Below are 21,603 nucleotides of genomic sequence, written 5' to 3'. Positions count from 1 at the left end.
TTAGTTACTCCCCAATTAGTGCGTTGTATTCGGATGCGGTTAGTAGCTCTGGCAGTGAACTGAACTTGATCTTCACAAGCCAACCAGCGCCATAAGGGTCATCGTTGATGGTCTCAGGAGAGTTGGCCAAGGCTGAGTTTGCCTCGACGACCTCACCATCCATTGGTGCATAGAGTTCACCAACAGACTTAGTGGATTCGATCTCGCCGCAGATTTTCATGTAGCTGGTGTTTGAACCGACCTTTGGTAGGTCGACGTACACAATCTCCCCCAGGGCATCAGCGGCGTAGCGGGTGATGCCAACGGTGGCAACATCGCCATCAATCAGCACCCACTCGTGCTCCTTGGTGTACTTGAGGTTTTCTGGGTTCGACATTACTTTCCCTCTCGCTTGTAAAACGGCATCGCTACCACCCCGTAGCTCACTCTCGTGCCACGAACATCTGCCTCTAGCTTGGTGCCCACTTCTAGTTGCTCTGCCACATCTAAATAGGCCATCGCTACCGGATACCCAAGGGTCGGACTCAGCGCTCCCGAGGTCACTTTGCCAATCGGGTTCTGGGTACCCGGGTAAAAGATTTCATAATCTTGGCGCGCAGCTCTGCGCCCCTCACCCACAAGTGCATGAAGGAGCTTTGCTGGGTGGTGAGAAATAAGTGCGGCTTTACCCACAAAGTCGTCTTTGTCCTGAGCGATCACTCGACCCAGTCCCGCATCCTGGGGCTTGGTCTCAAGATCAAGTTCGTGTCCGTAAAGTGGCATGCCGGCCTCGAGGCGAAGAGTGTCTCTGGCTGCTAGGCCACAAGGTTTGATTCGATCGCCGCCAGTCTCGAGAATCAAATCCCACACCTTTTCGGCATGCTCCTTCTGCATGGAAATTTCAAAACCATCTTCACCGGTGTAGCCGGTGCGAGCTAGGAGGACTGGGACGCCGGCTAGGTTTGCCGATGCAATCGAGTAGTACTTCAAGGGGGTCGGGTCGATATCCACTAGCTCACTCAAAATCTCAGTGGCCTTCGGACCCTGAAGAGCCAGCAGGGCTGAGTCGAGCGAGTGATCTTGGAGTTCAACATCAAAGTCTTTGGCAAGGTTTGAGAGCTGAGCGAATACAGCCTCACGGTTCGAGGCATTTGCAATAACCAGGTAGTCACGCTCCGCAATGCGGTAGACGATGAGGTCATCGATGATGCCGCCCTGCTCATTGCAGATCATCGTGTATTTGGCTTTGCCATCTTTGAGCGATGAAACCTTTGAAACGACCGCGTAGTCCAAGAAATTTGCGGCGTCATCCAAGACGCTGATCTGAGCCATGTGGCTGATGTCAAAAAGCCCGGCAGAGTTTCTCACGGCGTGATGTTCGTCGAGGTCTGAGCCATAGCGCACGGGCATGTTCCAGCCACCAAAGTCAGTGAAAGCTGCCCCTAGCTCAAGGTGTTTTTGGTAAAGCGCCGTTGTCCTCACAGACAAACACTAACCAAGATTTTTGGACGCAATTCCGCTGTCACTAAATCGTGATTAGTTTGTTTCTCAGCTCCGAGTATTTTTGTGCCGTTAGGGTCACAACCTCTTCGGGCAGGGTCGGTGGTGCACCGGTTTGATCCCAGTTTTGAGCGAGCCAGTTTCTGACAATTTGCTTGTCAAAGCTCTGGTCCCTAACGCCCTGATCCCAAAGCTCGCGATCCCAATACCTTGATGAGTCGGGGGTCAGCACTTCATCACCCAAAGTCATCAAGTTGGTTCGTGGGTCGTTGCCAAATTCGAATTTGGTATCGGCCAAGATCAGACCCGCCTTGGCGGCCAGTTGCGAAGCCTTGATGAAAATGCCGATGCTCAAATCGCGAAGTTCTTCGGCAATCTTCCTGCCAACCAGTTCAATGGTTTGTTCAAAGGTGATGTTCTCATCGTGCTCACCCTGTTCGGCCTTGAATGCAGGTGTGAAGATCGGATGCGGGAGCTTGTCACCAAAGCCGAGACCTTGCGGAAGTTCGATTCCGCACACCGTGCCAAACTGCTGGTACTCCTTCCAGCCTGAGCCTGACAGGTAACCCCGGACCACACACTCAACGGGATACATCTCCAGTCGCTTGGCAATCATGGCGCGACCAGCCACCGCCTCCGGCACCTCCAACTCACCCGAACGGTGGTTTGGGACATCAAGACGGTCAAACCAAAAGTTGGTCATGGCGGTCAGGTTCTCGCCCTTGCCGGGAATCTCTGGCTCCAACACGTGGTCAAAAGCGCTGACTCGATCCGAGGCGACGATTAGGACTAGGTGTGAAAAGTTTGGGTCGGTCGGTTCGTATAACTCGCGAACCTTGCCGGAGTAAATGTGGCGAAAACCCTGCAGCTCCACTAGCTCACCTTGAGCCCGATGTCATGGCGGTAGAAACCGCCCTCCAGGGAAATTCGGGCCATCCCCTCATAGGCAAGGGTTCTGGCTTCTTGGAAAGTTTGCCCGCAGCCAACTACCGACAGCACGCGACCGGTTGGGCTTGCCTTGCAAACCTCAACATCATCCATGGCCTCAGCGGATTCGATGCCGAACACCTCTCTTACCGGGGCGTTCGTAACTGGGTAACCCTCTGATGCGAGGACCACTGTTACCGCACAGCGAGGGGAGAACTCAGCACCGGGACCATTCTCAAGCTTGCCGGTTGCGCTGCGCATCAAGAGATCGGCGAGGTTGGACTGCAGTCTTCGAAGCACGACCTGGGTCTCGGGATCTCCAAAGCGAGCGTTGAACTCAATCACCTTCACGCCGCGAGAAGTCAGGATCAGGCCGCAGTACAAAAGGCCAACAAACTCGGTTCCGCGTCTTGCCATTTCGTTCACGGTTGGCTGGGCAACGCGCTCGGTCACTTCTTCGACGAAGCCCTCGGGCAGCCAGGGGATTGGTGAGTAGGCACCCATGCCTCCGGTGTTCGGACCCTCGTCATTGTCATAGGCACGCTTGTAATCCTGAGCTGGGGAGAGCGGCATGACGCTTTTGCCATCGCTTAGGAAAAACAGCGAGACCTCTTGGCCATCAAGGAACTCCTCTACTAAAACGCCATCTTCGATGAACTTGGCGGCGTGGTCCAAGGCAGCTTGTTTGTCGGAGGTGACGATCACACCCTTGCCGGCAGCTAGTCCATCTGCTTTGACTACATATGGAGCACCAAACTGATCGAGGGCATCCTCTACCTGCTCCAGGCTGGAGCACTCACGTGCCATGCCGGTTGGCACATCTGCTGCCGCCATAACCTCTTTGGCAAAGTTTTTGCTGCCCTCGAGCATGGCTGCCTGTTGGCTTGGGCCAAAAACTGCGATGCCCTGCTCGCGAAGTGCGTCGGAGACGCCTGCAACTAGCGGAGCCTCCGGTCCGATGACCGCTAGATCAATTCTGTGTTGGAGAGCGAGGGTCGCAACCGCGAGCTTGTCGGTTGCCACTATCTCGGGGTGGGTTGTCACCTCTTTTGCGATCAGTTCATTACCAGGCGCACAAATGATGTTTTCGGCGGGGGTTCCCGTGCGAATCAAAGCTTTTACAATCGCGTGCTCTCTGGCTCCGCCACCAACCACCAAGATCTTCATCTTGGTGAGTTTACCGTTCAAGCTCTTTCAGAATCTGGACGGCTGAATTCGATTCACACTCTTGAAGCAAGCCCACCGGCGCTTAGCCTAAGTCTGCAACTGACGCTTGCTTCAGACAGGGTGTGGATAATTGGCGCATGGCAAAAAAGCAGATCCCCGCAGGTGTTGGCATCGCTGCGATTGAAAATCGCGATCTGCCAACAGCCACTCGGTATCTGCTTCAGGAAATTGAAAAACGCCACCCGGGTGGGAGCGTTGAGCTCAGAGTCCCACCCTTTGGTGCAATTCAGTGCATCGAGGGAATGGATCACCGCAGGGGGACCCCACCCAACGTGGTTGAGCTCTCGCCCGAGCTATTCCTTGACCTCTGTCTCGGAATTAGTTCTTGGGAAGATGCAATCTCTTCGGGGTCGATTAGTGCGAGCGGTGCCAAGGCTCTTGAGGTGGCAAGTGTTTTTCCGCTCAGTCTTAGTGTGAGTTAATGGTGCCCATGGAAAAGCGTGAAGAAGTAGAAATTAGAAGGGCCCCCAAGCTTCTGGCTTGGGCCTTGACCGGGGCAGTCTTTGGTCTGGTATTTGCAACCTTGCTCTATGTTCTGATTCCAGAAGCCAATCGCTCCTCAGAAGATGTTTTCGGTTTGCTGCTGGTTGCGCTTGGCTCGTTGGGTTTGGGGCTAGGTGTTGCCTTTTCCCTATTCTTCGATTTGTTCAGTTCCAGAAGGGTGAAGCGTGCTGAGGCTGTTCGTTCGGAGAAGCAATCTGACTAGCGCGGAAACCCCGATAAACTAAGGCCATTCTCGGTGGGCAGGGGTGCAAAATGCGCGGTGACGGTCTTTTAAACCACGACATCCTGCCCGGAGAAAAGGGCCCCCAGGATCAATGCGGTGTATTCGGCGTTTGGGCCCCTGGTGAAGAAGTTGCAAAACTCGCCTACTTCGGTCTCTACGCACTGCAGCACCGCGGTCAAGAATCGGCCGGAATCGCGACTTCAACCGGCGAAAAGATCATGATTTATAAGGACATGGGCCTGGTCTCCCAAGTCTTCAACGAAGCCGCACTTGAGTCGCTTCAGGGCCACATTGCAGTGGGACACACCCGTTACTCAACAACCGGTGCCTCACACTGGCGCAATGCTCAGCCCACGTTGGGTAAGACTGCCTTTGGCACAATCGCACTCGGTCACAACGGAAACCTCACCAACACTGCCGAGCTTATGCAGTTGTTGGAGCAGCGATATCCCGATCACGAGTCTGAGCTTCGTGGTGGCAACACCACTGACACCGCCGTCCTAACTGCGCTGCTGACCGGTAACCCGGATAGTTCATTGGAGGCAACCGCTCTCGAGCTTTTGCCCAAGGTGAAGGGTGCCTACTGCTTGGCATTTATGGATGAGCACACTCTCTATGCGGCTCGTGATCCTCAGGGCGTGAGGCCGCTGGTGCTGGGTCGGCTGGAACGCGGCTGGGTGGTCGCATCTGAATCTGCAGCCCTGGACATTGTTGGCGCATCATTCGTGCGTGAAATTGAACCCGGTGAGCTGATCGCGATCGATGAGAACGGTCTTCGTTCCCAGCGCTTCGCCCAGGAGAAGCGAGCAGGCTGCGTTTTTGAGTATGTCTATCTAGCACGACCAGATACCTCGATCTCTGGACAGGTGGTTTACGAATCTCGAGTGGAGATGGGTAGGACTCTTGCTCGCGAATATCCGGTTGAAGCTGACCTGGTGATGCCAACGCCCGAATCAGGAACCCCTGCAGCCATTGGCTACTCGGAGCAATCGGGTATCCCATTCGGACATGGACTAGTTAAGAATGCCTATGTCGGCCGAACCTTCATTCAGCCCTCACAGACCATCAGACAGCTTGGCATCAGGCTCAAACTAAACCCTCTCCGCGAGGTAATTGCCGGTAAGCGTTTGGTTGTGGTCGATGACTCAATTGTTCGCGGTAACACCCAGCGCGCTCTAGTGAAGATGTTGAAGGAGGCGGGTGCTGCCGAGGTTCACGTTCGCATCTCCTCGCCACCAATCACCTGGCCCTGTTTCTACGGCATCGACTTTGCATCACGTGCCGAGCTGATTGCCTCCGGCCTTGGTGTTGACGAAGTTAGGCAATCAATCGGTGCCGACTCCCTGGGCTATCTCTCCAAGGAGGGCATGCTGGCCGCCACGAAGCAGCCTGAATCGAAGATGTGCACCGCGTGCTTCACGGGTGTCTATCCAATCGAGCTACCTGCTGCCGAGAGACTTGGCAAGAATCTGTTGGAGCGCGGAGTCGCGACCATTCGCGAGGAAGGTCACGTTCACGTCAATGACTAACCCATATGCCGCAGCTGGTGTAGACACCGAAGCTGGAGATAAAGCAGTGGAGCTTATGAAGGCCGCGGTTTCGGCCACTCATAATTCACTGGTGCTCGGTGGGGTGGGTGGCTTTGCCGGAATGATCGATGCTGGTTTTCTAAAGAACTACGAGCATCCAATCCTCGCCACCTCAACCGATGGAGTTGGCACCAAGGTTGCGATTGCTCAGGCAATCGATAAGCACGACACCATCGGCCAGGATTTGGTCGGCATGGTGGTTGACGACATTGTGGTCTCCGGCGCTCGCAGTTTGTTTATGACCGACTACATCGCAACCGGCAAGCTCCACCCGCAGCGCATCGCCGATATCGTTCGGGGTATTGCAAATGCTTGCAAGGCTGTTGACGTTGCTCTTGTTGGAGGCGAAACCGCCGAGCACCCAGGGTTGTTGGCCGAGGATGAATACGACGTTGCCGGTGCTGCGGTTGGCGTGGTTGAGAAGTCCAAGATGCTCGGAGCCCACCGAGTCCAGGTCGGCGATGTGGTGCTTGGAATGCGCGCCTCAGGTTTGCATTCAAATGGATACTCGTTGGTTCGCAAGATTGTCGCTGACCGCGGCTTGAAGTACACCGACTCGGTACCAGAGTTTTCCAGATCACTTGGCGAGGAGCTGTTAGAGCCAACCGCGCTATATACGGGTGTGCTGAACCAGATCTTGGAAAACCCAGCATTCGCGGGGCAGGTTTCAACCCTGAGTCACATCACCGGTGGTGGTATTGCGGCAAACCTTTCGAGAGTATTGCCACAAACTGTCTCGCTAGATGTTGAGCGCTCCAGCTGGAATCCAAACCCAGTCTTCTCCGTGCTAGCTGATTGGGCTGGGCTTGAGCTAACCGCACTTGAGGGCACCTGGAACCTCGGTCTTGGGTTCGCGGCTGTGGTTCGATCTGGATCTGCTGCTCAAATTTCGGCCTCCCTGGAGAGTCTCGGAGTTGAGACTTGGCAGCTTGGAGTAATCGAATCAACCCCATGTGATGCTGAACTGCCCGGTTACATCTCAGAGGCCAAGGGCGTTCGTGGTGGGGCAGTTCGAATGGTTGGTAGCTATGCCCGCTAAGGCAACTGTTGTGGTCGGGGCACTTGGGGTCCTCGCTGCCTCAATCGCTTTCGTACTTGGTTTGATTGCCGGGGCCAATAACGCGATGGTTTCAAACCCACGCTCAGAACCGGCTCCCTACTGCTTCGAAGATCCAGCAACGGATCAGTTCTCTCAGAAGCATGTCCAAACCAAGATTGTGGCCTGTCAGGTGATGGGTATGACCAAGGCTGAGGCAATCTCATACATCGAGGCAAAGAAACTCAGCTATCGAATTGCTTCTGAGGATGGCGAGAGCTTCGCGCTCACCGAGGATTACACCGACTCAAGAATCAACCTCGATATCTTGGTTGGTCTTGTCGTGGGTGCAACTGCCTGGTAACTAGCGGCGGTGCACCTTACTGCGGTGGTCCACCTTGATCACTACAACCACTAGTTTTCGGTCGAAAACTTTGTAGAGAACCCTAGAGTTCCCAACTCGGACCCGATAGCAGTCGCTGTCCTGAAGCTTGACGGATTTAGGCGGCCTTGGATTCGAAGCCAAAAGGTCAAAAGCCAGCCTTACCCTGATCTGCAGGCGGGGTTCAAGTTTGGATAGCTCTTTACAGGCCTGACCGGTTAGCTCAACCTTGTAGCGGTTTGAGTCCGAGCTCACGCTCAACCTCTTCGAGCGGGATCGAGGGACCGAAAGATTCGGGGTCGAGTTCATAACGCAGCATTGTGTTTGTGTCCTCTAGGTCCTCGATGTAGTCCAGCAGTTTTTCGAATTGCATGGCGTCGAGAATAACTACGGCTGGTTTTCCATGCTTATGAATTTCCACAGCCTCGGATTTGGCAAGCTCGAGAACGTTGTTGAAGTTCGCTCTAGCTTGGGAAGCTGAATATTGGGCCATGTCTGAATTGTACGAAACTATGTCAAGTTTTGTACAAAACTAGCTTTAGTCGCGGTCTAGCTCGACTTCGCGGTCCTCGTCTGATTCAGGCTCGTCGTCATAGAGGTCTGCCCACTTGTCAACGTATTCAACGTTGTCTGATTCGGCTTTTTTGGCGAGCTCGGCTTCGAGTGCTGAATAGTCGGTGGCTGGGCTGTAGTACTTCAGCTCGCGAGCAACCTTGGTGTTCTTAGCTTTTTGACGGCCACGCCCCATGGCGAGCCCCCTAATCTCTTTGTCTCTATCCGGGCGCTAGCCCTTCAAACCTTTGGAAACCTTGCCCAAGATACTACCAGCCCTAAAGAAGCCAGAGGACCAACAGTAACGCGGTGACCGGGAACAAAATGTTGGTGATAAGGGTAAGCAGCATCTGAACCAGGCGACCTCGATGCCAAAACTCCCAAGCTGATTGCGATACTCCGGAGAAGGTTGAAAGCCCTCCGGCAAACCCAGCGATACCCAATGTGAATAGGGCTTGATCAAAGGTTGCGGTGTCTAAGACCAAACCCAAAAAGGCCCCGGCCAAAACATTTGCTGTCAGAAGGCCAAAGTGCAGCGCACCCTTCCAGTTGGAAAGCAGTGATCTGAGCACGGCCCCAAGTCCGCCTGCAATACCCACAAGCGGAACGAACCACCACTCGGCGATCAAGTGTCACGCTTCTTTGCGACTCTACGGCCCTGGTGATAGCCAATGCCGTAGAGCATTACCCCACCAAAGAGCATGACTGCGAATTCATAGGTGAGGAAGTTGTAGTCAACAAATAGAGTCACCGCACTCATGGTTGTGAAGCCACCGGCAAAACCAACACCCCATAGGTTTCTGCACCACTCGAGTTGGAAGTATGGGTGTCTGGCGGTGAGTCCTAGGAAGTAGGACCCGAAGATGTTCACCACGAATATTGCCGTCAGCTCACCCACTGGGTAATCAAAATTTAGGTTGATTACCTCAAAGATTAAATACCGAAGCATGGTTCCCAAAGAGCCACCAAGGAACACATACCCGAGCATTCTCCAGTTGCCGGACATGGTCAAACCCTACTGCTCTTCACCATGGCTGCATAGCTTCAAAGGTTAAGGATTCCTAATCTTTAGCTCACCAATTTCTTAACTAGCGAGAGTTGACTACTCGCAGGAGGAAAAGAAATGAAGAAGACCTATCAGGTGGATTCTCGCAAGCCAAGCCCGCTACCAAAGATTGGAAGCGTCGCTGTAGCAATTGGTTCCCTGAGTCTTGCGGCAACCTCCATCGCACCAAGTGTGCTTGCCTTTGCAAATCTTTCGACCTCAAACCCCACGCAGGAATCAGCCCTGTTGCCAAAGGGCTCGCCCGATAACATTGGGGCCCCAGTCGCCGTAGGCGTTACCGCAAACTCTCAAACCAACGAGGACCCAGGATTCCTGGGTCAAGTTCAGGTGCAAGGAGCGAACTCAGATGCTCTGCCTGCAACCTCTCAACCAATCGATCCGACTGCGGTCGCAGTTGATCAGGCTCTCGTGCCACTGACGCCTGCCTCAAGTGGAAATATCTCCTCTGCCACGCCAACCGCTGGCGTCGGCGCAGCTGGCTCAACCTCTGCCAACGGAAACCTCTCATCCGCTACTCCTGCCGGAGGCGTCTATGAAGATGATGAGGATGACGAAGACGAAGATGAGCGCGAGGACCACGACGATGATGAGCGCGAAGACCACGACGATGACGACGAAGATGACGACTGAGCCAAACACTCATCGCATCGCTCGTGAATGCATGGGCACCTTCTTCCTATTTCAACTTCAGGATCCGTTGTCCCAAGTTGAGGCGGAGCGCATGGTCGACTCCGCGATGGAAATACTGGACTGGGCAGATAAAAAATTCAGCCTCTATAAAACTGACTCCGAGATTTCGAAGCTAAATCGCGGCGACCTCGGTTGGGGTGATGCAAGCGTCGAACAGATTGAAGTTCGAGAGTTGTGCGAGGCATGGCAGTCCAGAACATCAGGTTTCTTTGATGCTCGCTCTGGAGCTGACTATGACCCCTCTGGGGTGGTGAAGGTTTGGGCCGCAGCCAGAGCTGCAAGCTTCTTAGAGGCCAATGGGATTCGCAGTTTTACTCTTAATGCTGGCGGGGACGTGTATCTCTCGACAGAGCTAAAGCGCGGGATGTTGACCCGGGTTGGGCTCTCCGCCCCACGCTCTATTCGCGCCGCTGATGCCGGTGCCAACTTTGTGCTCGAACTTGCAGACACGGGTTTTTGTGCGGTTGCCACTAGTGGCTCAGCAGAGCGCGGTGAGCACATTTGGGCCACATCCGATGTTGAGCGCTTTAGGCAGGTGTCGGTCATCGGGTCCGATTACCTAGCGGCCGACGTCTGGGCGACCGCTTTGATTGCGGGTGGGTCGAAGGCCCTTGAGAAGTTTCGTGCTCAGTGCCAGGAAGAAAACCTAGTCGCGGTCGTCACCACGGCCGATGGTTCACTGATCACCACTTCAGGCTTTGTTGATCTACTGGCCACTATCTAGCCCTTGGCTAGCGCATTCTGCACGGCCTGTTTGAAGGCTTCGGTTGTGAAGGTGGCTCCGGAGACATTGCCGTAGTTAGTACCTTGAGTTGAAATCGTGGCAGCCACCAGGGTCTGGTAAGCCACATCCCTGCCATAACTCATATCGCCAACCAGCACACTGATGTCGGTTATCTGCCCGCCACTTGTCGTCAGCTGCAACTGAATCTCACCGTATTTATAGGGGATTCGATCCGAAACTATGGTCTTGGCGACTGGCGCAGTGGGTTGCGGGGTCGTTGATTGGCTAGGTTTGGCTGCACCGGCCTGCGGCTTTGCAGCGCCAGTTGTTGCTGGATTAGATGTCGATCCCTGAGTCGCACCGGTGTCGGGATTTGGCGCCGCTACAGGCTCTTGACTCAGCGTCGGCAGCGGTGTCACAGCAGGTTGAACACTGAGCGCATTATTCACCGCAAAGAGAATCGAGCTCAGGGCTAGCGAGGCATTCAGAAACTTCGTCGTTGTTCTCACCAGGCAAACTCCTCGAGGTGGATTTGAGTTTTGGCAACACCCAGCTGATCGAGAGTGTCTAGCACTTTGTCAGTCCATGGCTTTGGGCCACAGATGTAAATGTCTGACGAGTGCAGCTTTGGAAACTTGCTCAGCATCTGAGAGGCATCGTTGCTGTTTAGGGAGTCACTGTTAGCGGAGAGCACGCCACCTTGACCGCGCGGCCCAGCTTCAACTTGCAGCACGTGGCCGCGCTCGCTGGCTACCGCTTCCAGTTCGCTCAGTAGTGGAGCACTAGCTAGATCGCTGACTCGATAGAGGATGCTGACATCACCTGGCTGCGCAGCGACGGTGTTTGCCAGGGAAAGAATCGGTGTGATGCCAATGCCCGAACCCATTAGAACCACGTCTTGCTTGGAGCGCTTCAGTTCGGTGAAGACTCCAAACGGCCCCTCCAAAATCACGCTCGTGCCAACCTGGTTTTCAGTCAGCCAAGAAGTGTCATCTCCACGAATACCGATGGTGAAACCAAGCGATTGATTGTCGAAGTGTGAGAGTGAGAATGGGTGCGGTCGCCACCACTGTTTACCGGTCAAAATGCGGAGCATGAAAAATTGCCCGGCCTGAAAGTCAAAGCTGCCGAGATTTTTACCACTGATCTCTACGTAAATTGTGCGCTCGTCGAGCCTTTGGATTTTGGCTATTTTGAGCTTGCTGCGGAAAGACATGACGAGTGGGGTAATCAGCTTGAACACGAGCATGTTGCCAAATACAAATGCGTATAACAGGGTGAAGAAGCTTGCCACCGGTGGCTGGGCCAGCAGGTCAGTGCCCAGTTCGTATTGATGCGGGATTGCAATAGCAACCGCTATGTGGGCCGTGAGGTGAATCAAGAACCACGCCTCATAGCTCAAAACTTTTCGAGCCGCTCGAATTGAGCTGATGGTGACCACCAGCATCAGCAATAAACCAACTGTGGCAAGTCCGACGCTGAGATAGTGCAGGTTTAAATCAGTAACGGCTTGCCAAATCGAGATTCTGCTGACCGCTGCAAAAGCAGCCAGCGAGGCGATCATGTGCGCTAATAGAACCCCCACCAAAGGCTTGCCCAACTTTTTGTGGGCGGATGTCATCTTGTCTAGTCCGAGGATTCTTTCGATCCAGGGGATTCTTGCGACCAATGCCAGGTGCACCATTAGCAGTGCAGTTCCGAAGACCGCAAGTAGGCGGTTTGTGGAGCTTAGACTCTCACCCAAATTGCCAAAGCGGAGGTCGCCGAAGGCGATCAGTAACAGCACTGGAATAAGTGGCACCCACAATCCAAGCGACTGCACTGCATCGCGCTGCCGCTGCAGTGCAACGGCCTTTCGTTCGCCCAGGATAAGCACGCCTGAAGTGGAGTTCATGGCATCAGTTTGCGGCAGGTGGGGCGACAAATATCAAAAATGAGAGTTCTCTAATCTGTCGCTAACCTGTCTCTCATGATGGAGCGTTGGAATAGGCACATGAAACCTGTTCTGGCCGCTTCTCTTATTCTGATGTTGACTGGTTGCGCCAGCGTTGAGAACCCCACCACGCTGCAGTTTGACCAGGTGCAGTTGACCAAATCAGCCGAGGTGTTGACCGCGGAACCCGAAGCCCGCCCAAAATACATTCTTGACTCTCGTGCAGAGATAGAGATTGAAGATCAATCCGGTGACGGTGCTTCAGTGGCTGTCGAATTTGCTCGGGTAGAGCGCGGAGCAGCTTTCTTGGTAATTCTCAATCAGGCGGGCCAGATTCTTGGCGCGGCCCCCATCGATCCCCAGTCCCAGCCGGTGACCGTCGTATTAACTTCGCCGCTAACCAAATCCCAAGAGCTGTCGGCTCAGCTTCGCTGGGATGATGGTGATGGCGTCTTGAATCTGGACACCGATCCGATTTTGGTAGAAGAGCACGAGGATGATGTGGCCGAGAGCTTCTGGTATGAGGTAACTGGTGGCTAGGGTCCGAAGTGCGCGCGTAAGAATCCTGGCTTGGGTCTTGGTGCCGCTGTTTGTCTTTATGGCGAGTTCGTTGGCAATCGTTGGAAGCCTGCTGCTCAGTGAAAACAGTCGAGAGATCGATTCGCATCTGGAGCGCGAGGCCAACGAGCTAAACCTGCTGGCATCAAATGGTGTTGACCCCAATAGCGGTAAGGCCTTTGATTCGGCTGAGGCACTGCTTCGCCTATACATTTCCAGAACCATCCCAGACGAATTTGAATCGATGTTCGTTCAATCAAACGGTGTGGTTTTGGCCAAAGCAAGCGATCGATCTGGCTTTCAGGTCGATCGCAATTTGGAGCTAATTGAGATTGCGAACGAAACCGATCGAGTAAGTCTTGGTTCCATTCAGACCGAGTTCGGTAGCGCTCGATACATCGTGGTTCCAGTCAGCGGATCCAACGACAATGGCGCGTTGGTAGCGGTTATCTACAGCGATCTATATTCTGCAGGGCTGAGACAGCTGCTCACTCAGCTAGCTGGCTACCTTCTGCTTGCATTCGCATGCGTTTCAGCCATTGCCTGGTTTGTGGCCGGTCGGGTCCTAGCACCAATACAGGGGCTTAGAGAGGCAACCAGAAAAATCTCATCTGGAGAACTCAATCAAAGAATTGAAGTTCAAAGTAGCGATTCTGAACTTGGAATGCTGGCCGAAGATTTCAATAAGATGCTCGATCGAATTCGAGAGTCATTTGAAAATCAGCGTCAGTTCATCGATGCCGCAGGTCACGAACTGCGGACTCCGCTCACCATCATCCAAGGTCACTTCGAGCTGTTTAAATCCGATCCGAAGCAGAATGCAGATTCGGCAGAGGTGGTCGCTGAGGAGCTAGTCCGCATGACTCGGCTCACCCAAGAGCTTCAGTCCCTGACCAAGGCCGATGATCCAAATTTTCTACGGTTAGACCAGATTAACTCCGATGACCTTTGCTCCTATTTGGCCAGTCTGTCGAAACTAAAGCTGCAGGGCCTAGAGATCGAACATGAGAGCTTTGAATTTGTTGCCGATCGGCAAAAGCTAATCCAAATCGTTTTGCAGTTGGTCGAGAATGCCCAGAAGTATGCTGGCGAAAAACCCAGAATCAGGCTCACCCTTCGCCAACTCGGCGATGAGGTGCTGGTTGGGGTGGAGGACAGCGGTCAGGGAGTTGACCCCGAGGAACGAGAGCGGATCTTTGAGCCGTTCTATCGCTCCAAGGCCAGCGCAGGTTCAGAGGGTTCAGGCCTAGGCTTAGCACTATCCAGGGCGATAGCCAAGGCGCACGGTGGTGACCTCGAGGTTGCCGACTCTGAGCTCGGTGGTGCGAAATTCACAGTGAGGTTGCCGATTCACAAATGACCGAAATATTGCTCGTCGAGGACACTGAAAAGATTGCCTCGTTCATCTCCAAAGGTTTGCGTGCCAATGGATATCGAGTCACTCATGTGACATCCGGTGAGGATGCTCTTGCAATAACTCGAAGTGCCAATTTTGATCTGGTGATCTTGGATATCGGATTGCCCGGCATCGATGGATTCGAGGTCATCAGGCAGCTTCGTGGAAGTGGATTCGACATCCCAATCATCGTCCTCACCGCACGGCACTCGGTTGACAGCACGGTCACTAGCTTTGAAGAGGGAGCCGATGATTACATCGGAAAACCATTTGCCTTTGAAGAGCTGCTGGTGCGAGTTAAGTCCAGGCTTCGGAGATCACCAGCCCAACTGCCGCAGAGCCAGCTCCTTACGGTCGGCGCCCTGTCTCTAGATTTGATTGAGCGGAAGGCTCATCTTGAAGGTCAGGAGATCGAGCTGACCACCAAAGAGTTTGAAGTGCTCGAGTACTTCATGAAGCATCCGGGTCAGACGCTCTCGCGTGAACAGATCCTTTCTGGGGTCTGGACCTACGACTTTGATCCAGGCACCAATGTGGTTGATGTCTACGTTCGCTATCTGCGGCAGAAACTTGGTGCCGATGTGATTCAGACCGTCCGAGGTTCCGGGTACAGGTTGGTAAAGGCATGAACGACAACTACCTACATGCGGGGCTGTATCAAAACAAATACTCCGAGCAGGAGAACCAACAATTTGCCGCCATCTTTGATGAAATCACGAAGAAGATGGTCGCCAGCATGCAGGCGGGAGAGAGCTTTGACTCTCAGGCTATGCAGCAGGCGGTCAGAGAACACTATGAGTTTTGCCTGAGGTTTTGGACTCCAAATCGCGAGGCTTATAAGTCCCTAGCTATGAGCTTTATCCTGCCCACCGGCTATCGCGACACCTATGAGGGCTACGCGCCAGGACTCGGTAAATACGTCTATGACGCGATTACCCATTTCGCCGACACTAATCTTTCTTGACTCGACTCCCAAGTCGGAAGGTCGAGAAAAAGCCCAGAAGTAGGAATGCCGCCGCTGCCCACGCCGAGAGTTTTGCCCCATCAGTGAAGGCTTCCTCGGAGGCAAGAACAATGTCCTGAGCTAACTCACTACCAACCAAAGGGGCAAGAGCACCCTCGAGGGCGGGGATGGCTCCACCAGCAGAGTCGACCACAGCGTCAACAATCATCACCTGGTTGGCCTCTGGGACAGATAGCCCATCAAGCCTTGACTCGAGTGAGGCCTGGGTTCCAGAGAACAGCATGGTTCCCAGGACTGCAATGCCCAGAGCGGAACCAACCTGACGAACGGTCGACTGAGATCCTGACGCCTGACCCGCTTGCTCGTTTGGAACATCGACCATAATCACGCCGGTGAGCTGAGCGGTGGCTAGGCCAACGCCGATGCCATAAACGAAGAGTAGTGGTGCAATCGGCACCCAGCCGGCTCCAACTGACGCGAATACTCCGACGCCAACAACACCAATCAACTCAAGCAAGACGCCGATTTGAACTGCCCTGGCAGGAGGCAGCTTGCCACTGAGGGCACCTCCCACTGCCGAAGCCAAAAACGCTCCCGCGGCCAACCACAGCAGCACCAGACCAGAGCTGATCGGACTCAGATCAAGCACGTTCTGCAGCCAAAGCGGGATTGCAAATAGCAGACCAAACTCACCCATGGAGATGATCAGAGCCGCAATCGAACCGTTTCTGAAGGATGTAATTGAGAAGAGCGTTAGATCAAGCAGCACTGCCTTGCCAGCTTTGGCCCGAGCATTTTCAACCATGACAAACAGCACTCCAGCCACGAGTGAAAGCGCAAGCGCAACTGGAATTACCGAGATCCAGTCACTTGGCCAAACGAAGTCTCCGATCTGGAAGGGTTCACCATCGGTCTGCTCCCACCAGCCATAAATACGACCCTCGATTAGCGCAAACACGAGTGGCCCGAAAAGTAGAACCGATAGCAGTGCACCCATCAAATCAATGCCACGTGCACCGGATTTTGATTCTGGGACCAGTAGCCACAGCCCAATCAGAATCAACACACCGATTGGCAGATTGATCAAAAAGGCCCAGCGCCACGAGAAGTCAGTTGCTAACCAGCCGCCAAGTACTGGACCAATGGCGACCATGCCTCCAATGGTTGCGCCCCAGACCGCGAATGCGATGCCGCGCTCTTTGCCCTGGAAGTTGGCGTTTACCAGCGAGAGCGTGGTGGGTAGAACCATTGAGCCACCAAAGCCCTGGATCACTCGGGCAAGAATCATCTGATCCGCTGACTCAGTTTGTCCCGCCCAGACTGAGGAAATGATGAAGATCGCAATACCGATCATCAAAAGTCGGCGTCGACCGATCTGGTCACCTAGCGAACCCCACACCAATAGCAGCGCGGCGAAGACTAGAACATAGCTCTCCTGCACCCACTGCACCTCGGTACTAGTGAGGCTCAGATCTTCGATGATGGCGGGGAAGATGGTGTTGACGATGGTGCCGTCGATGATGACCAGGGAGATGGCCATAGAGATAACGACGAGTCCGAACCAGCGATTTTTAGCCATGTTTTTCAACTTTCAAGATCTGCCAGAGCACTAGTGTGAAGCTGTGTTGACAACCGCAAACCTACTCGGCTTTTTGGCTCTTGCGCTGGTAATAATCATCGTTCCTGGACCCAGTGTCGTTTTTACCATCGGTCGTGCACTGGTGTTAGGGCCTGGTCCCGCAGTTCTGAGCGTGGCCGGAAATGTTTTGGGCGTCGGTGTGCAGATAGTTGCGGTGGCCCTTGGTGCTGGTGCCGTGGTGGCCTCGTCGCCAGCGCTGTTTTTCGCGATCAAGGTTTTGGGAGCTGGCTTTTTGATCTATCTGGGAGTCTCGGCTTTTCGGCATCGGGCCGATCCGCTTGAGGTTGAGCTTCAGGGCGAGCGGCCAAAAACAATCCAAATCATGCGTCAGTCCTTTGTGGTTGGAATTACCAATGCCAAGACCCTGGTGTTCTTTTTGGCTGCCTTCCCCCAGTTTGTGGATCCCGGATCAAACCCGGTTGTGCAAATGCTGCTGATGGGGTTGATTTTTTCCGTGATTGGGTTCTTCTCAGACTCACTATGGGCTTTGGCCGCCGGCTATGCCAGGCACTGGTTCGCTCACTCGGGACGCCGATTGGTTGTGCTTAGAGGCGCCGGAGCCATCGCACTCTCACTGCTCGGTGCCTACATGCTCGCGGGAGCGTTTTCCTAGCATGTGCTCAGACGGTTGGGATTGACCAGATGACATTGCTGAGTGTGACCTTCGATGACGGGGCAAGATGACACCGGTATTGCTTTTGGGAATCTTTGGCTTGGCCTTACTGGACTCGCTGAATCCAGCGACGATTTTGACAGTTGGCATGATTCTGGTCCTGCGTGAGCGGCAGCGCTTTGCCACGGCGATTTCGGCAACCTTGGGTGCCTTCGGAATCGTTTTTGGATCTGGGGTAGCGATTTACAGTGCCGCGCAATGGTCGCTGGATCAGATTTCTGGATTGCTGCACTGGTTTAGCACCCTGGTCTTTGTCGGTGCTGGACTTTGGTTGATTGGACACGGAATCGCTCGCCTGAGACACACCCAGCGGCGAAAAATCCATCTTCCAGACTGGGTTTCACCCAGTACCGGCTGGTTCTTTGGTGGTTTTTTCACCGCGGCAGACCTGCCAAACGCAATTCCATACCTGGTTGCAATCGAGCGTTTGGTTGATGTGAACGCGGGTCCCAGTGCGATTTGGGTGATTTTTGGATACAGCGTCATTTACTGTCTGCCCTGTCTGATACTGCTTGCTCTTTTTGGGCTCAACCAAGTCAAGATGTCTAAATTCTTGGAGCGCCTGCACGATCGCTTCGGTCACGGCCAGAGAAATAGCTCACCCTTGATGGCTGGTTTATTTATGGCCGCGGGTTTACTGGTGGCAACGCTTCCGTTTGTCCTTGACCTCTAGCCGAGCGCAAGAAGTGCGCAGGCAGCTAGACCCAGAACTATGCCGATGGTTTGAGATGCTGCGATTCGCTCTTTCAAAACCACCCAGGCCAACAGGATTGTTCCGATTGGATAGAGCGAAGTGAGAATGGCAGCAATAGCAAGTGCGCCTTCTCGGGTGGCTATCAAAAAGAAGACGTTGCCCAACACATCTCCAGTGCCGGCAAGCAGAATCAGCGGAAGCGTTGTCTTTGAAAATGCAGCCTTCTCGATAAACCTGACCTTGCTCTTGATCGCCAGGTAACTAAGCCCAAGCAGCAAAAGCGCAAGCCCAACCGCTCGCATCACGACAAGTGGAGCTAGCCCCGAGTCCTTGGCAGTGGCATCTAGAAATACAAAAATCCCGGCAAACCCAAGACCAGCTCCCAGGGAATAGAGAAGCGCGAGCGGTGACGGCAGTTTTACCTTTTCACCAGGGACAAAACCAACCAGCACCACCGCAACCAAAACCAATACCACGGCCAGGGTGGCAAGCCCCGAGAGTGCCTGACCAGCTGCGACATCGAAGATAACTGGAATCATCGCGCTGATAACGGCGGTTAGCGGGCTAGCGATTGAAATCGGCCCGAGTGCCAGGGCTGCATAAAGACAGGAGATGGCGACCGCTGAGCAGATGCCAGCCCAGATTCCGGTTTGGATAGTTTGCGCGGAGTATTCAGCACCGACTATTTGGCTCAGCACAAGGGCGATTCCAAGACCGAAACTGAATGAGATTGCGGTTACCGCAAGGGCTCGAATCTTTTTGGCGGCAATTGCCCCAACGAAGTCTGCCAAGCCATAGGAAAAGGCGGACAGAAGACCGAAAATTATCGTCACTGCCCGCCTCCTAGCGGTGGCTCCGACCGGCGTCGATCCGGTGACCTAACGATTTTCAGTCGTTCGCTCTACCAACTGAGCTACAGAGCCTAGAGAGAAGACTCTCCCCATCAGGTCCAGGAACTGGACCTAAGCGACTCCGACGGGACTTGAACCCGCGACCTCCGCCGTGACAGGGCGGCGCGCTAACCAACTGCGCTACGGAGCCAGAGTGGTACTAAATCATCGCCTTGGTGACCCCAACGGGATTCGAACCCGTGCTACCGCCGTGAAAGGGCGGCGTCCTAGGCCACTAAACGATGGGGCCATGAAGCTGGCGACTTCAGAAGCACCGAGGGAAAACAATACCCGTGATTGGGCGAGTTCCGCAACACTTAGCTAACTCTCAGGTAATACTTGAAAGTTCAAACTAGTTTTTAACGCGAAGGAGGCCGGCTTGAAGCGTCTAATTACTATTGCATCCGGCCTCGCGCTATTAGTGACCGGGGTCATTCTCAGCCCTGCCAATGCGGTGCCCGACTATCCATCTGCGGCCGAGGTTGCGGCTGCTAAGCGAAATGTTGAAACCAAAAGGGCAATGATCTCCCGCATTGAGGGAATCCTGGACACCCTCGAGTCAGAGGCCAGGGCCCTGGAAAAAGTAGCACTGCAAAAGAATGAGCAATACAACCAGGCCAAAGAAGCCGCCAACGAAATGGCTGCCAAGGTCAAAGGCCTAGAGAAGAAGGCCAAGACCGCAAAGGCCGAGGCTCAAGAGGCAGAACTACTGTTGGGTCAAATTGTTGCCCGCATGTATCGCCAGGGAACCAGTGGTGACACGACGCTGCAGATTTTCTTCAACCCCGAATCTTCAGATGAGCTGCTCTATCAGCTGGGTGCTCAAGAAATGATTGCTCAGCGCACCGAGTCGGTTTATCAGGCCGCTATGGAGAAGCAGGCTCAAGCCAAAGCTCTAGCCGTTGAGCTAGATAGCGCAACCAAAGAGCTTGAGTCCCGCGAAGCAGCCGCCAAAAAGCTTTACGACGAGGCCCAATCGGCGGCCAACGCAGTCATTTCGAAAGTCCGCGAATCTGAGCGCGAGCGGGCTACTGCGATGAACCAGCTGGCATCTCTGAAAGACACTGCATCCGATCTTGAGCGTCAACGTCGCGAGGGTCTTGCTGCTGAAGCCAGACAGAATGCGATCAAGACCGCTCCCACTGCACCTGAGCTTTACACCGTTGGTGACCCAGATTCCGCCAAGGTAGAGGCAGCGATTGCGTTCGCCGAGGCTCAGCTTGGTGAGCGATATGTATTGGGTGGTGCTGGCCCAGATGTTTGGGACTGCTCAGGCATCACGATGAAGAGCTATGCAGCTGCGAGTGTCTACATCGGTTGGCACTCGGCGACCGCACAGTACAACGTGCTCGCCTCGCAGCAGAAACTAGTGCCATTTCAACAAGCCAAGCGCGGTGATTTGATTTGGTGGTCGACCGAGCGGGCATTCTCTGGAGACAAGTACCACGTTGCGATCTATCTCGGTAACGGAATGATGCTTGAAGCTCCAAACCCAGCGCGAACCGTGCGAATTGTTCCGGTTCGCTACGGCGAGCTTTGGCCTTATGCGGGAAGACCGACTGCTCCTTAGTAGCTACCGACCTGCTGGTATAGCTTGGCGATAATCCACCACTTGCCATCGAGCTTGATCAGGTTCAGGTAATCCTGCATGATCCCACCAAACATCTGCAGCTGCACCTTCGCCACCGCCATGCTTTCGCTGAGCTGGTCGATCATCAAGATCTCGTCCTTGCGAGGATTGCCCAATTCTTTGGGAGATTGCCGATTGGCTACTTGAGAGCGGTAGAGCTCGTATGGGCGCAACACGGTTTGGTCATCAGAGTTGCTGTAGAGGCAGCAGTCTTTGTGGAAGACCTGGTCGAACAGGTCCAAATCTTGCGCGTGAATCACCTCGAAATAGTCATCTAATAGCTTGATGATGCCTAGATCGATACTCGAAGTCTCTGGAGCGGTCATGCTCCAAAGATTAGTCCGCTAGTGCTTGTAGTTTGCGTAGGCGGCGGCAATAACCTTCTCGGCTTCTGCCTTGCCCTCCCAGCCCTGAATCTTTACCCACTTGCCAGGCTCTAGATCCTTGTAGCGCTCGAAGAAGTGCTGAATCTCGTTTTTGGTCTGCTCTGGGACATCGTTTAGGTCCTGGATGTGGCTCCAGCGTGGGTCTTTGTGAGGCACGCAGAGAACCTTTTCGTCAACTCCGCTGTCGTCTTCCATGACCAGCATGCCAACTGGGCGAACCTTTACACCAACACCTGGGAACAGTGGGTACTCAAGCAGCACTAGAGCATCCAGTGGGTCTCCATCGCCACCGAGGGTGTTCTCGAAGAAGCCGTAATCGGTTGGGTAAACAAAGGGAGTGAAAAGCACGCGGTCCAAAAAGACTCGACCAGTCTCGTGGTCGACCTCATACTTGTTGCGGCTTCCCTTTGGAATCTCAATAACTACGTCGTAAGACAAGGC

Annotated in this window: 28 protein-coding genes and 3 tRNA genes; 14 read left to right on the top strand and 17 right to left on the bottom strand. The window is 54.1% G+C overall.

The window, feature by feature from the left end; genetic code table 11:
* Positions 1-4: 4 nt before the first annotated feature.
* The 4 genes from gcvH to purD are packed head-to-tail and all read right to left on the bottom strand — an operon-like array spanning position 5 to position 3,573.
* Positions 5-376, bottom strand: coding sequence for a glycine cleavage system protein GcvH (gene gcvH, locus OO713_RS06525; protein ID WP_264785361.1), 372 nt, complete (start codon positions 374-376; stop codon positions 5-7).
* Positions 376-1,461 (bottom strand): glycine cleavage system aminomethyltransferase GcvT, encoded by a 1,086-nt coding sequence (gcvT, locus tag OO713_RS06520; RefSeq protein WP_346659306.1) that lies wholly within the window; start codon positions 1,459-1,461, stop codon positions 376-378. Before gcvT ends, gcvH begins: the two co-directional genes overlap by 1 nt.
* Positions 1,462-1,504: 43 nt before the next feature.
* Positions 1,505-2,353, bottom strand: coding sequence for a phosphoribosylaminoimidazolesuccinocarboxamide synthase (locus OO713_RS06515; RefSeq protein WP_264785359.1), 849 nt, complete (start codon positions 2,351-2,353; stop codon positions 1,505-1,507).
* Positions 2,353-3,573 (bottom strand): phosphoribosylamine--glycine ligase, encoded by a 1,221-nt coding sequence (gene purD, locus OO713_RS06510; RefSeq protein ID WP_264785358.1) that lies wholly within the window; start codon positions 3,571-3,573, stop codon positions 2,353-2,355. The genes OO713_RS06515 and purD overlap by 1 nt, the downstream gene beginning before the upstream one ends.
* A 137-nt stretch (positions 3,574-3,710) precedes the next feature.
* On the opposite strand from purD, the gene OO713_RS06505 reads away from it, so the two are divergent.
* From OO713_RS06505 to OO713_RS06485, 5 genes are read left to right on the top strand one after another with little or no spacing between them, the layout of a single operon-like run.
* The gene (locus tag OO713_RS06505) at positions 3,711-4,055 is read left to right on the top strand and encodes a sterol carrier family protein (RefSeq protein WP_264785357.1); all 345 of its coding nucleotides are present in this window, start codon (positions 3,711-3,713) and stop codon (positions 4,053-4,055) included.
* A gap of 8 nt (positions 4,056-4,063) precedes the next feature.
* Positions 4,064-4,339, top strand: a complete 276-nt coding sequence (locus OO713_RS06500) for a hypothetical protein (protein ID WP_264785356.1) — start codon at positions 4,064-4,066, stop codon at positions 4,337-4,339.
* Between the two features lie 50 nt (positions 4,340-4,389).
* Positions 4,390-5,889, top strand: a complete 1,500-nt coding sequence (purF, locus tag OO713_RS06495) for an amidophosphoribosyltransferase (RefSeq protein WP_264785355.1) — start codon at positions 4,390-4,392, stop codon at positions 5,887-5,889.
* Entirely contained in the window at positions 5,882-6,988 is a 1,107-nt protein-coding gene (gene purM / locus OO713_RS06490; RefSeq protein ID WP_264785354.1) for a phosphoribosylformylglycinamidine cyclo-ligase, read from the top strand. The genes purF and purM overlap by 8 nt, the downstream gene beginning before the upstream one ends.
* The gene (locus tag OO713_RS06485; protein WP_264785352.1) at positions 6,978-7,349 is read left to right on the top strand and encodes a hypothetical protein; all 372 of its coding nucleotides are present in this window, start codon (positions 6,978-6,980) and stop codon (positions 7,347-7,349) included. The genes purM and OO713_RS06485 overlap by 11 nt, the downstream gene beginning before the upstream one ends.
* A gap of 241 nt (positions 7,350-7,590) precedes the next feature.
* Here the strand turns inward: OO713_RS06485 and OO713_RS06480 are convergent, their stop codons facing one another.
* The 4 genes from OO713_RS06480 to OO713_RS06465 form a co-directional block, all read right to left on the bottom strand.
* On the bottom strand, positions 7,591-7,860 hold the full coding sequence (locus OO713_RS06480; RefSeq protein ID WP_264785351.1) for a type II toxin-antitoxin system Phd/YefM family antitoxin: 270 nt from the start codon (positions 7,858-7,860) through the stop codon (positions 7,591-7,593).
* A gap of 45 nt (positions 7,861-7,905) precedes the next feature.
* The gene (locus tag OO713_RS06475) at positions 7,906-8,115 is read right to left on the bottom strand and encodes a DUF3073 domain-containing protein (RefSeq protein WP_264785350.1); all 210 of its coding nucleotides are present in this window, start codon (positions 8,113-8,115) and stop codon (positions 7,906-7,908) included.
* A gap of 82 nt (positions 8,116-8,197) precedes the next feature.
* Positions 8,198-8,548, bottom strand: coding sequence for a CrcB family protein (locus OO713_RS06470; RefSeq protein WP_264785348.1), 351 nt, complete (start codon positions 8,546-8,548; stop codon positions 8,198-8,200).
* The gene (locus OO713_RS06465; RefSeq protein ID WP_264785347.1) at positions 8,545-8,925 is read right to left on the bottom strand and encodes a CrcB family protein; all 381 of its coding nucleotides are present in this window, start codon (positions 8,923-8,925) and stop codon (positions 8,545-8,547) included. The genes OO713_RS06470 and OO713_RS06465 overlap by 4 nt, the downstream gene beginning before the upstream one ends.
* Before the next feature lie 117 nt (positions 8,926-9,042).
* On the opposite strand from OO713_RS06465, the gene OO713_RS06460 reads away from it, so the two are divergent.
* A complete protein-coding gene (locus tag OO713_RS06460; RefSeq protein WP_264785346.1) occupies positions 9,043-9,615 on the top strand; it encodes a hypothetical protein in 573 nt (190 codons plus the stop codon).
* Entirely contained in the window at positions 9,593-10,399 is an 807-nt protein-coding gene (locus OO713_RS06455; RefSeq protein ID WP_264785345.1) for an FAD:protein FMN transferase, read from the top strand. Before OO713_RS06460 ends, OO713_RS06455 begins: the two co-directional genes overlap by 23 nt.
* On the opposite strand, the gene OO713_RS06450 is transcribed toward OO713_RS06455, so the two are convergent.
* Together OO713_RS06450 and OO713_RS06445 are read right to left on the bottom strand one after the other, a co-directional pair.
* Positions 10,396-10,908, bottom strand: a complete 513-nt coding sequence (locus OO713_RS06450) for an FMN-binding protein (RefSeq protein ID WP_264785344.1) — start codon at positions 10,906-10,908, stop codon at positions 10,396-10,398. The genes OO713_RS06455 and OO713_RS06450 overlap by 4 nt on opposite strands.
* A complete protein-coding gene (locus OO713_RS06445; protein ID WP_264785343.1) occupies positions 10,905-12,293 on the bottom strand; it encodes a ferredoxin reductase family protein in 1,389 nt (462 codons plus the stop codon). The genes OO713_RS06450 and OO713_RS06445 overlap by 4 nt, the downstream gene beginning before the upstream one ends.
* 99 nt (positions 12,294-12,392) lie before the next feature.
* Between OO713_RS06445 and OO713_RS06440 the strand changes: the two genes are divergently transcribed.
* The 4 genes from OO713_RS06440 to OO713_RS06425 are packed head-to-tail and all read left to right on the top strand — an operon-like array spanning position 12,393 to position 15,250.
* Positions 12,393-12,872, top strand: a complete 480-nt coding sequence (locus OO713_RS06440; protein WP_264785342.1) for a hypothetical protein — start codon at positions 12,393-12,395, stop codon at positions 12,870-12,872.
* Positions 12,865-14,250 (top strand): HAMP domain-containing sensor histidine kinase, encoded by a 1,386-nt coding sequence (locus OO713_RS06435; RefSeq protein ID WP_264785341.1) that lies wholly within the window; start codon positions 12,865-12,867, stop codon positions 14,248-14,250. The genes OO713_RS06440 and OO713_RS06435 overlap by 8 nt, the downstream gene beginning before the upstream one ends.
* Positions 14,247-14,915, top strand: coding sequence for a response regulator transcription factor (locus OO713_RS06430; protein ID WP_264785340.1), 669 nt, complete (start codon positions 14,247-14,249; stop codon positions 14,913-14,915). Before OO713_RS06435 ends, OO713_RS06430 begins: the two co-directional genes overlap by 4 nt.
* Complete coding sequence (locus OO713_RS06425; protein WP_264785339.1) at positions 14,912-15,250, top strand: TipAS antibiotic-recognition domain-containing protein; 339 nt, start codon at positions 14,912-14,914, stop codon at positions 15,248-15,250. The genes OO713_RS06430 and OO713_RS06425 overlap by 4 nt, the downstream gene beginning before the upstream one ends.
* Here OO713_RS06425 and OO713_RS06420 read toward each other — a convergent pair.
* Positions 15,237-16,829, bottom strand: a complete 1,593-nt coding sequence (locus OO713_RS06420; protein ID WP_264785338.1) for an MFS transporter — start codon at positions 16,827-16,829, stop codon at positions 15,237-15,239. The genes OO713_RS06425 and OO713_RS06420 overlap by 14 nt on opposite strands.
* A 43-nt stretch (positions 16,830-16,872) precedes the next feature.
* Here OO713_RS06420 and OO713_RS06415 point away from each other — a divergent pair, with 43 nt between their 5' ends.
* Positions 16,873-17,502, top strand: coding sequence for a LysE family translocator (locus tag OO713_RS06415; RefSeq protein ID WP_264785337.1), 630 nt, complete (start codon positions 16,873-16,875; stop codon positions 17,500-17,502).
* A 67-nt stretch (positions 17,503-17,569) separates the two neighbouring features.
* The gene (locus OO713_RS06410) at positions 17,570-18,235 is read left to right on the top strand and encodes a GAP family protein (protein WP_264785336.1); all 666 of its coding nucleotides are present in this window, start codon (positions 17,570-17,572) and stop codon (positions 18,233-18,235) included.
* On the opposite strand, the gene OO713_RS06405 is transcribed toward OO713_RS06410, so the two are convergent.
* The 4 genes from OO713_RS06405 to OO713_RS06390 all read right to left on the bottom strand — a co-directional run bounded on the left by OO713_RS06405 (position 18,232) and on the right by OO713_RS06390 (position 19,396).
* A complete protein-coding gene (locus tag OO713_RS06405) occupies positions 18,232-19,089 on the bottom strand; it encodes a DMT family transporter (protein WP_264785335.1) in 858 nt (285 codons plus the stop codon). The genes OO713_RS06410 and OO713_RS06405 overlap by 4 nt on opposite strands.
* Positions 19,090-19,106: 17 nt before the next feature.
* Positions 19,107-19,179: transfer RNA gene (locus OO713_RS06400), tRNA-Phe, on the bottom strand.
* Positions 19,180-19,223: 44 nt separating this feature from the next.
* A tRNA-Asp gene (locus OO713_RS06395) sits at positions 19,224-19,297 on the bottom strand.
* Positions 19,298-19,320: 23 nt separating this feature from the next.
* A tRNA-Glu gene (locus tag OO713_RS06390) sits at positions 19,321-19,396 on the bottom strand.
* Positions 19,397-19,525: 129 nt separating this feature from the next.
* Here OO713_RS06390 and OO713_RS06385 point away from each other — a divergent pair.
* Positions 19,526-20,716: an NlpC/P60 family protein gene (locus OO713_RS06385; protein WP_264785334.1), complete on the top strand. Its 1,191-nt coding sequence runs from the start codon at positions 19,526-19,528 to the stop codon at positions 20,714-20,716.
* Here the strand turns inward: OO713_RS06385 and OO713_RS06380 are convergent.
* A complete protein-coding gene (locus tag OO713_RS06380; RefSeq protein WP_264785333.1) occupies positions 20,713-21,102 on the bottom strand; it encodes a nuclear transport factor 2 family protein in 390 nt (129 codons plus the stop codon). The two genes, OO713_RS06385 and OO713_RS06380, sit on opposite strands and share 4 nt — an antisense overlap.
* Before the next feature lie 18 nt (positions 21,103-21,120).
* On the bottom strand, positions 21,121-21,600 hold the full coding sequence (gene ppa / locus OO713_RS06375; RefSeq protein ID WP_264785332.1) for an inorganic diphosphatase: 480 nt from the start codon (positions 21,598-21,600) through the stop codon (positions 21,121-21,123).
* Positions 21,601-21,603: the final 3 nt, after the last annotated feature.

The sequence above is a fragment of the Aquiluna sp. KACHI24 genome, assembly GCF_025997915.1.
Taxonomy (GTDB): Bacteria; Actinomycetota; Actinomycetes; order Actinomycetales; family Microbacteriaceae; genus Aquiluna.
The sequence above is the reverse complement of the archived record's forward strand: the minus strand, read 5'-3'. Positions and strand labels throughout refer to the sequence as shown.

What these genes read in the sequence shown, in the direction of transcription:
- OO713_RS06425 (WP_264785339.1), top strand. Translation starts at nt 14,912, where the DNA reads ATGAACGACAACTACCTACATGCGGGGCTGTATCAAAACAAATACTCC.
- purF (WP_264785355.1), top strand. Translation starts at nt 4,390, where the DNA reads ATGCGCGGTGACGGTCTTTTAAACCACGACATCCTGCCCGGAGAAAAG.
- OO713_RS06465 (WP_264785347.1), bottom strand. Translation starts at nt 8,925, where the DNA reads ATGTCCGGCAACTGGAGAATGCTCGGGTATGTGTTCCTTGGTGGCTCT.
- OO713_RS06460 (WP_264785346.1), top strand. Translation starts at nt 9,043, where the DNA reads ATGAAGAAGACCTATCAGGTGGATTCTCGCAAGCCAAGCCCGCTACCA.
- OO713_RS06445 (WP_264785343.1), bottom strand. Translation starts at nt 12,293, where the DNA reads ATGAACTCCACTTCAGGCGTGCTTATCCTGGGCGAACGAAAGGCCGTT.
- OO713_RS06420 (WP_264785338.1), bottom strand. Translation starts at nt 16,829, where the DNA reads ATGGCTAAAAATCGCTGGTTCGGACTCGTCGTTATCTCTATGGCCATC.
- gcvH (WP_264785361.1), bottom strand. Translation starts at nt 376, where the DNA reads ATGTCGAACCCAGAAAACCTCAAGTACACCAAGGAGCACGAGTGGGTG.
- OO713_RS06410 (WP_264785336.1), top strand. Translation starts at nt 17,570, where the DNA reads ATGACACCGGTATTGCTTTTGGGAATCTTTGGCTTGGCCTTACTGGAC.
- purD (WP_264785358.1), bottom strand. Translation starts at nt 3,573, where the DNA reads ATGAAGATCTTGGTGGTTGGTGGCGGAGCCAGAGAGCACGCGATTGTA.
- purM (WP_264785354.1), top strand. Translation starts at nt 5,882, where the DNA reads ATGACTAACCCATATGCCGCAGCTGGTGTAGACACCGAAGCTGGAGAT.
- OO713_RS06500 (WP_264785356.1), top strand. Translation starts at nt 4,064, where the DNA reads ATGGAAAAGCGTGAAGAAGTAGAAATTAGAAGGGCCCCCAAGCTTCTG.
- OO713_RS06505 (WP_264785357.1), top strand. Translation starts at nt 3,711, where the DNA reads ATGGCAAAAAAGCAGATCCCCGCAGGTGTTGGCATCGCTGCGATTGAA.
- OO713_RS06430 (WP_264785340.1), top strand. Translation starts at nt 14,247, where the DNA reads ATGACCGAAATATTGCTCGTCGAGGACACTGAAAAGATTGCCTCGTTC.
- OO713_RS06485 (WP_264785352.1), top strand. Translation starts at nt 6,978, where the DNA reads ATGCCCGCTAAGGCAACTGTTGTGGTCGGGGCACTTGGGGTCCTCGCT.
- OO713_RS06475 (WP_264785350.1), bottom strand. Translation starts at nt 8,115, where the DNA reads ATGGGGCGTGGCCGTCAAAAAGCTAAGAACACCAAGGTTGCTCGCGAG.
- OO713_RS06480 (WP_264785351.1), bottom strand. Translation starts at nt 7,860, where the DNA reads ATGGCCCAATATTCAGCTTCCCAAGCTAGAGCGAACTTCAACAACGTT.
- OO713_RS06380 (WP_264785333.1), bottom strand. Translation starts at nt 21,102, where the DNA reads ATGACCGCTCCAGAGACTTCGAGTATCGATCTAGGCATCATCAAGCTA.
- OO713_RS06440 (WP_264785342.1), top strand. Translation starts at nt 12,393, where the DNA reads ATGAAACCTGTTCTGGCCGCTTCTCTTATTCTGATGTTGACTGGTTGC.
- OO713_RS06455 (WP_264785345.1), top strand. Translation starts at nt 9,593, where the DNA reads ATGACGACGAAGATGACGACTGAGCCAAACACTCATCGCATCGCTCGT.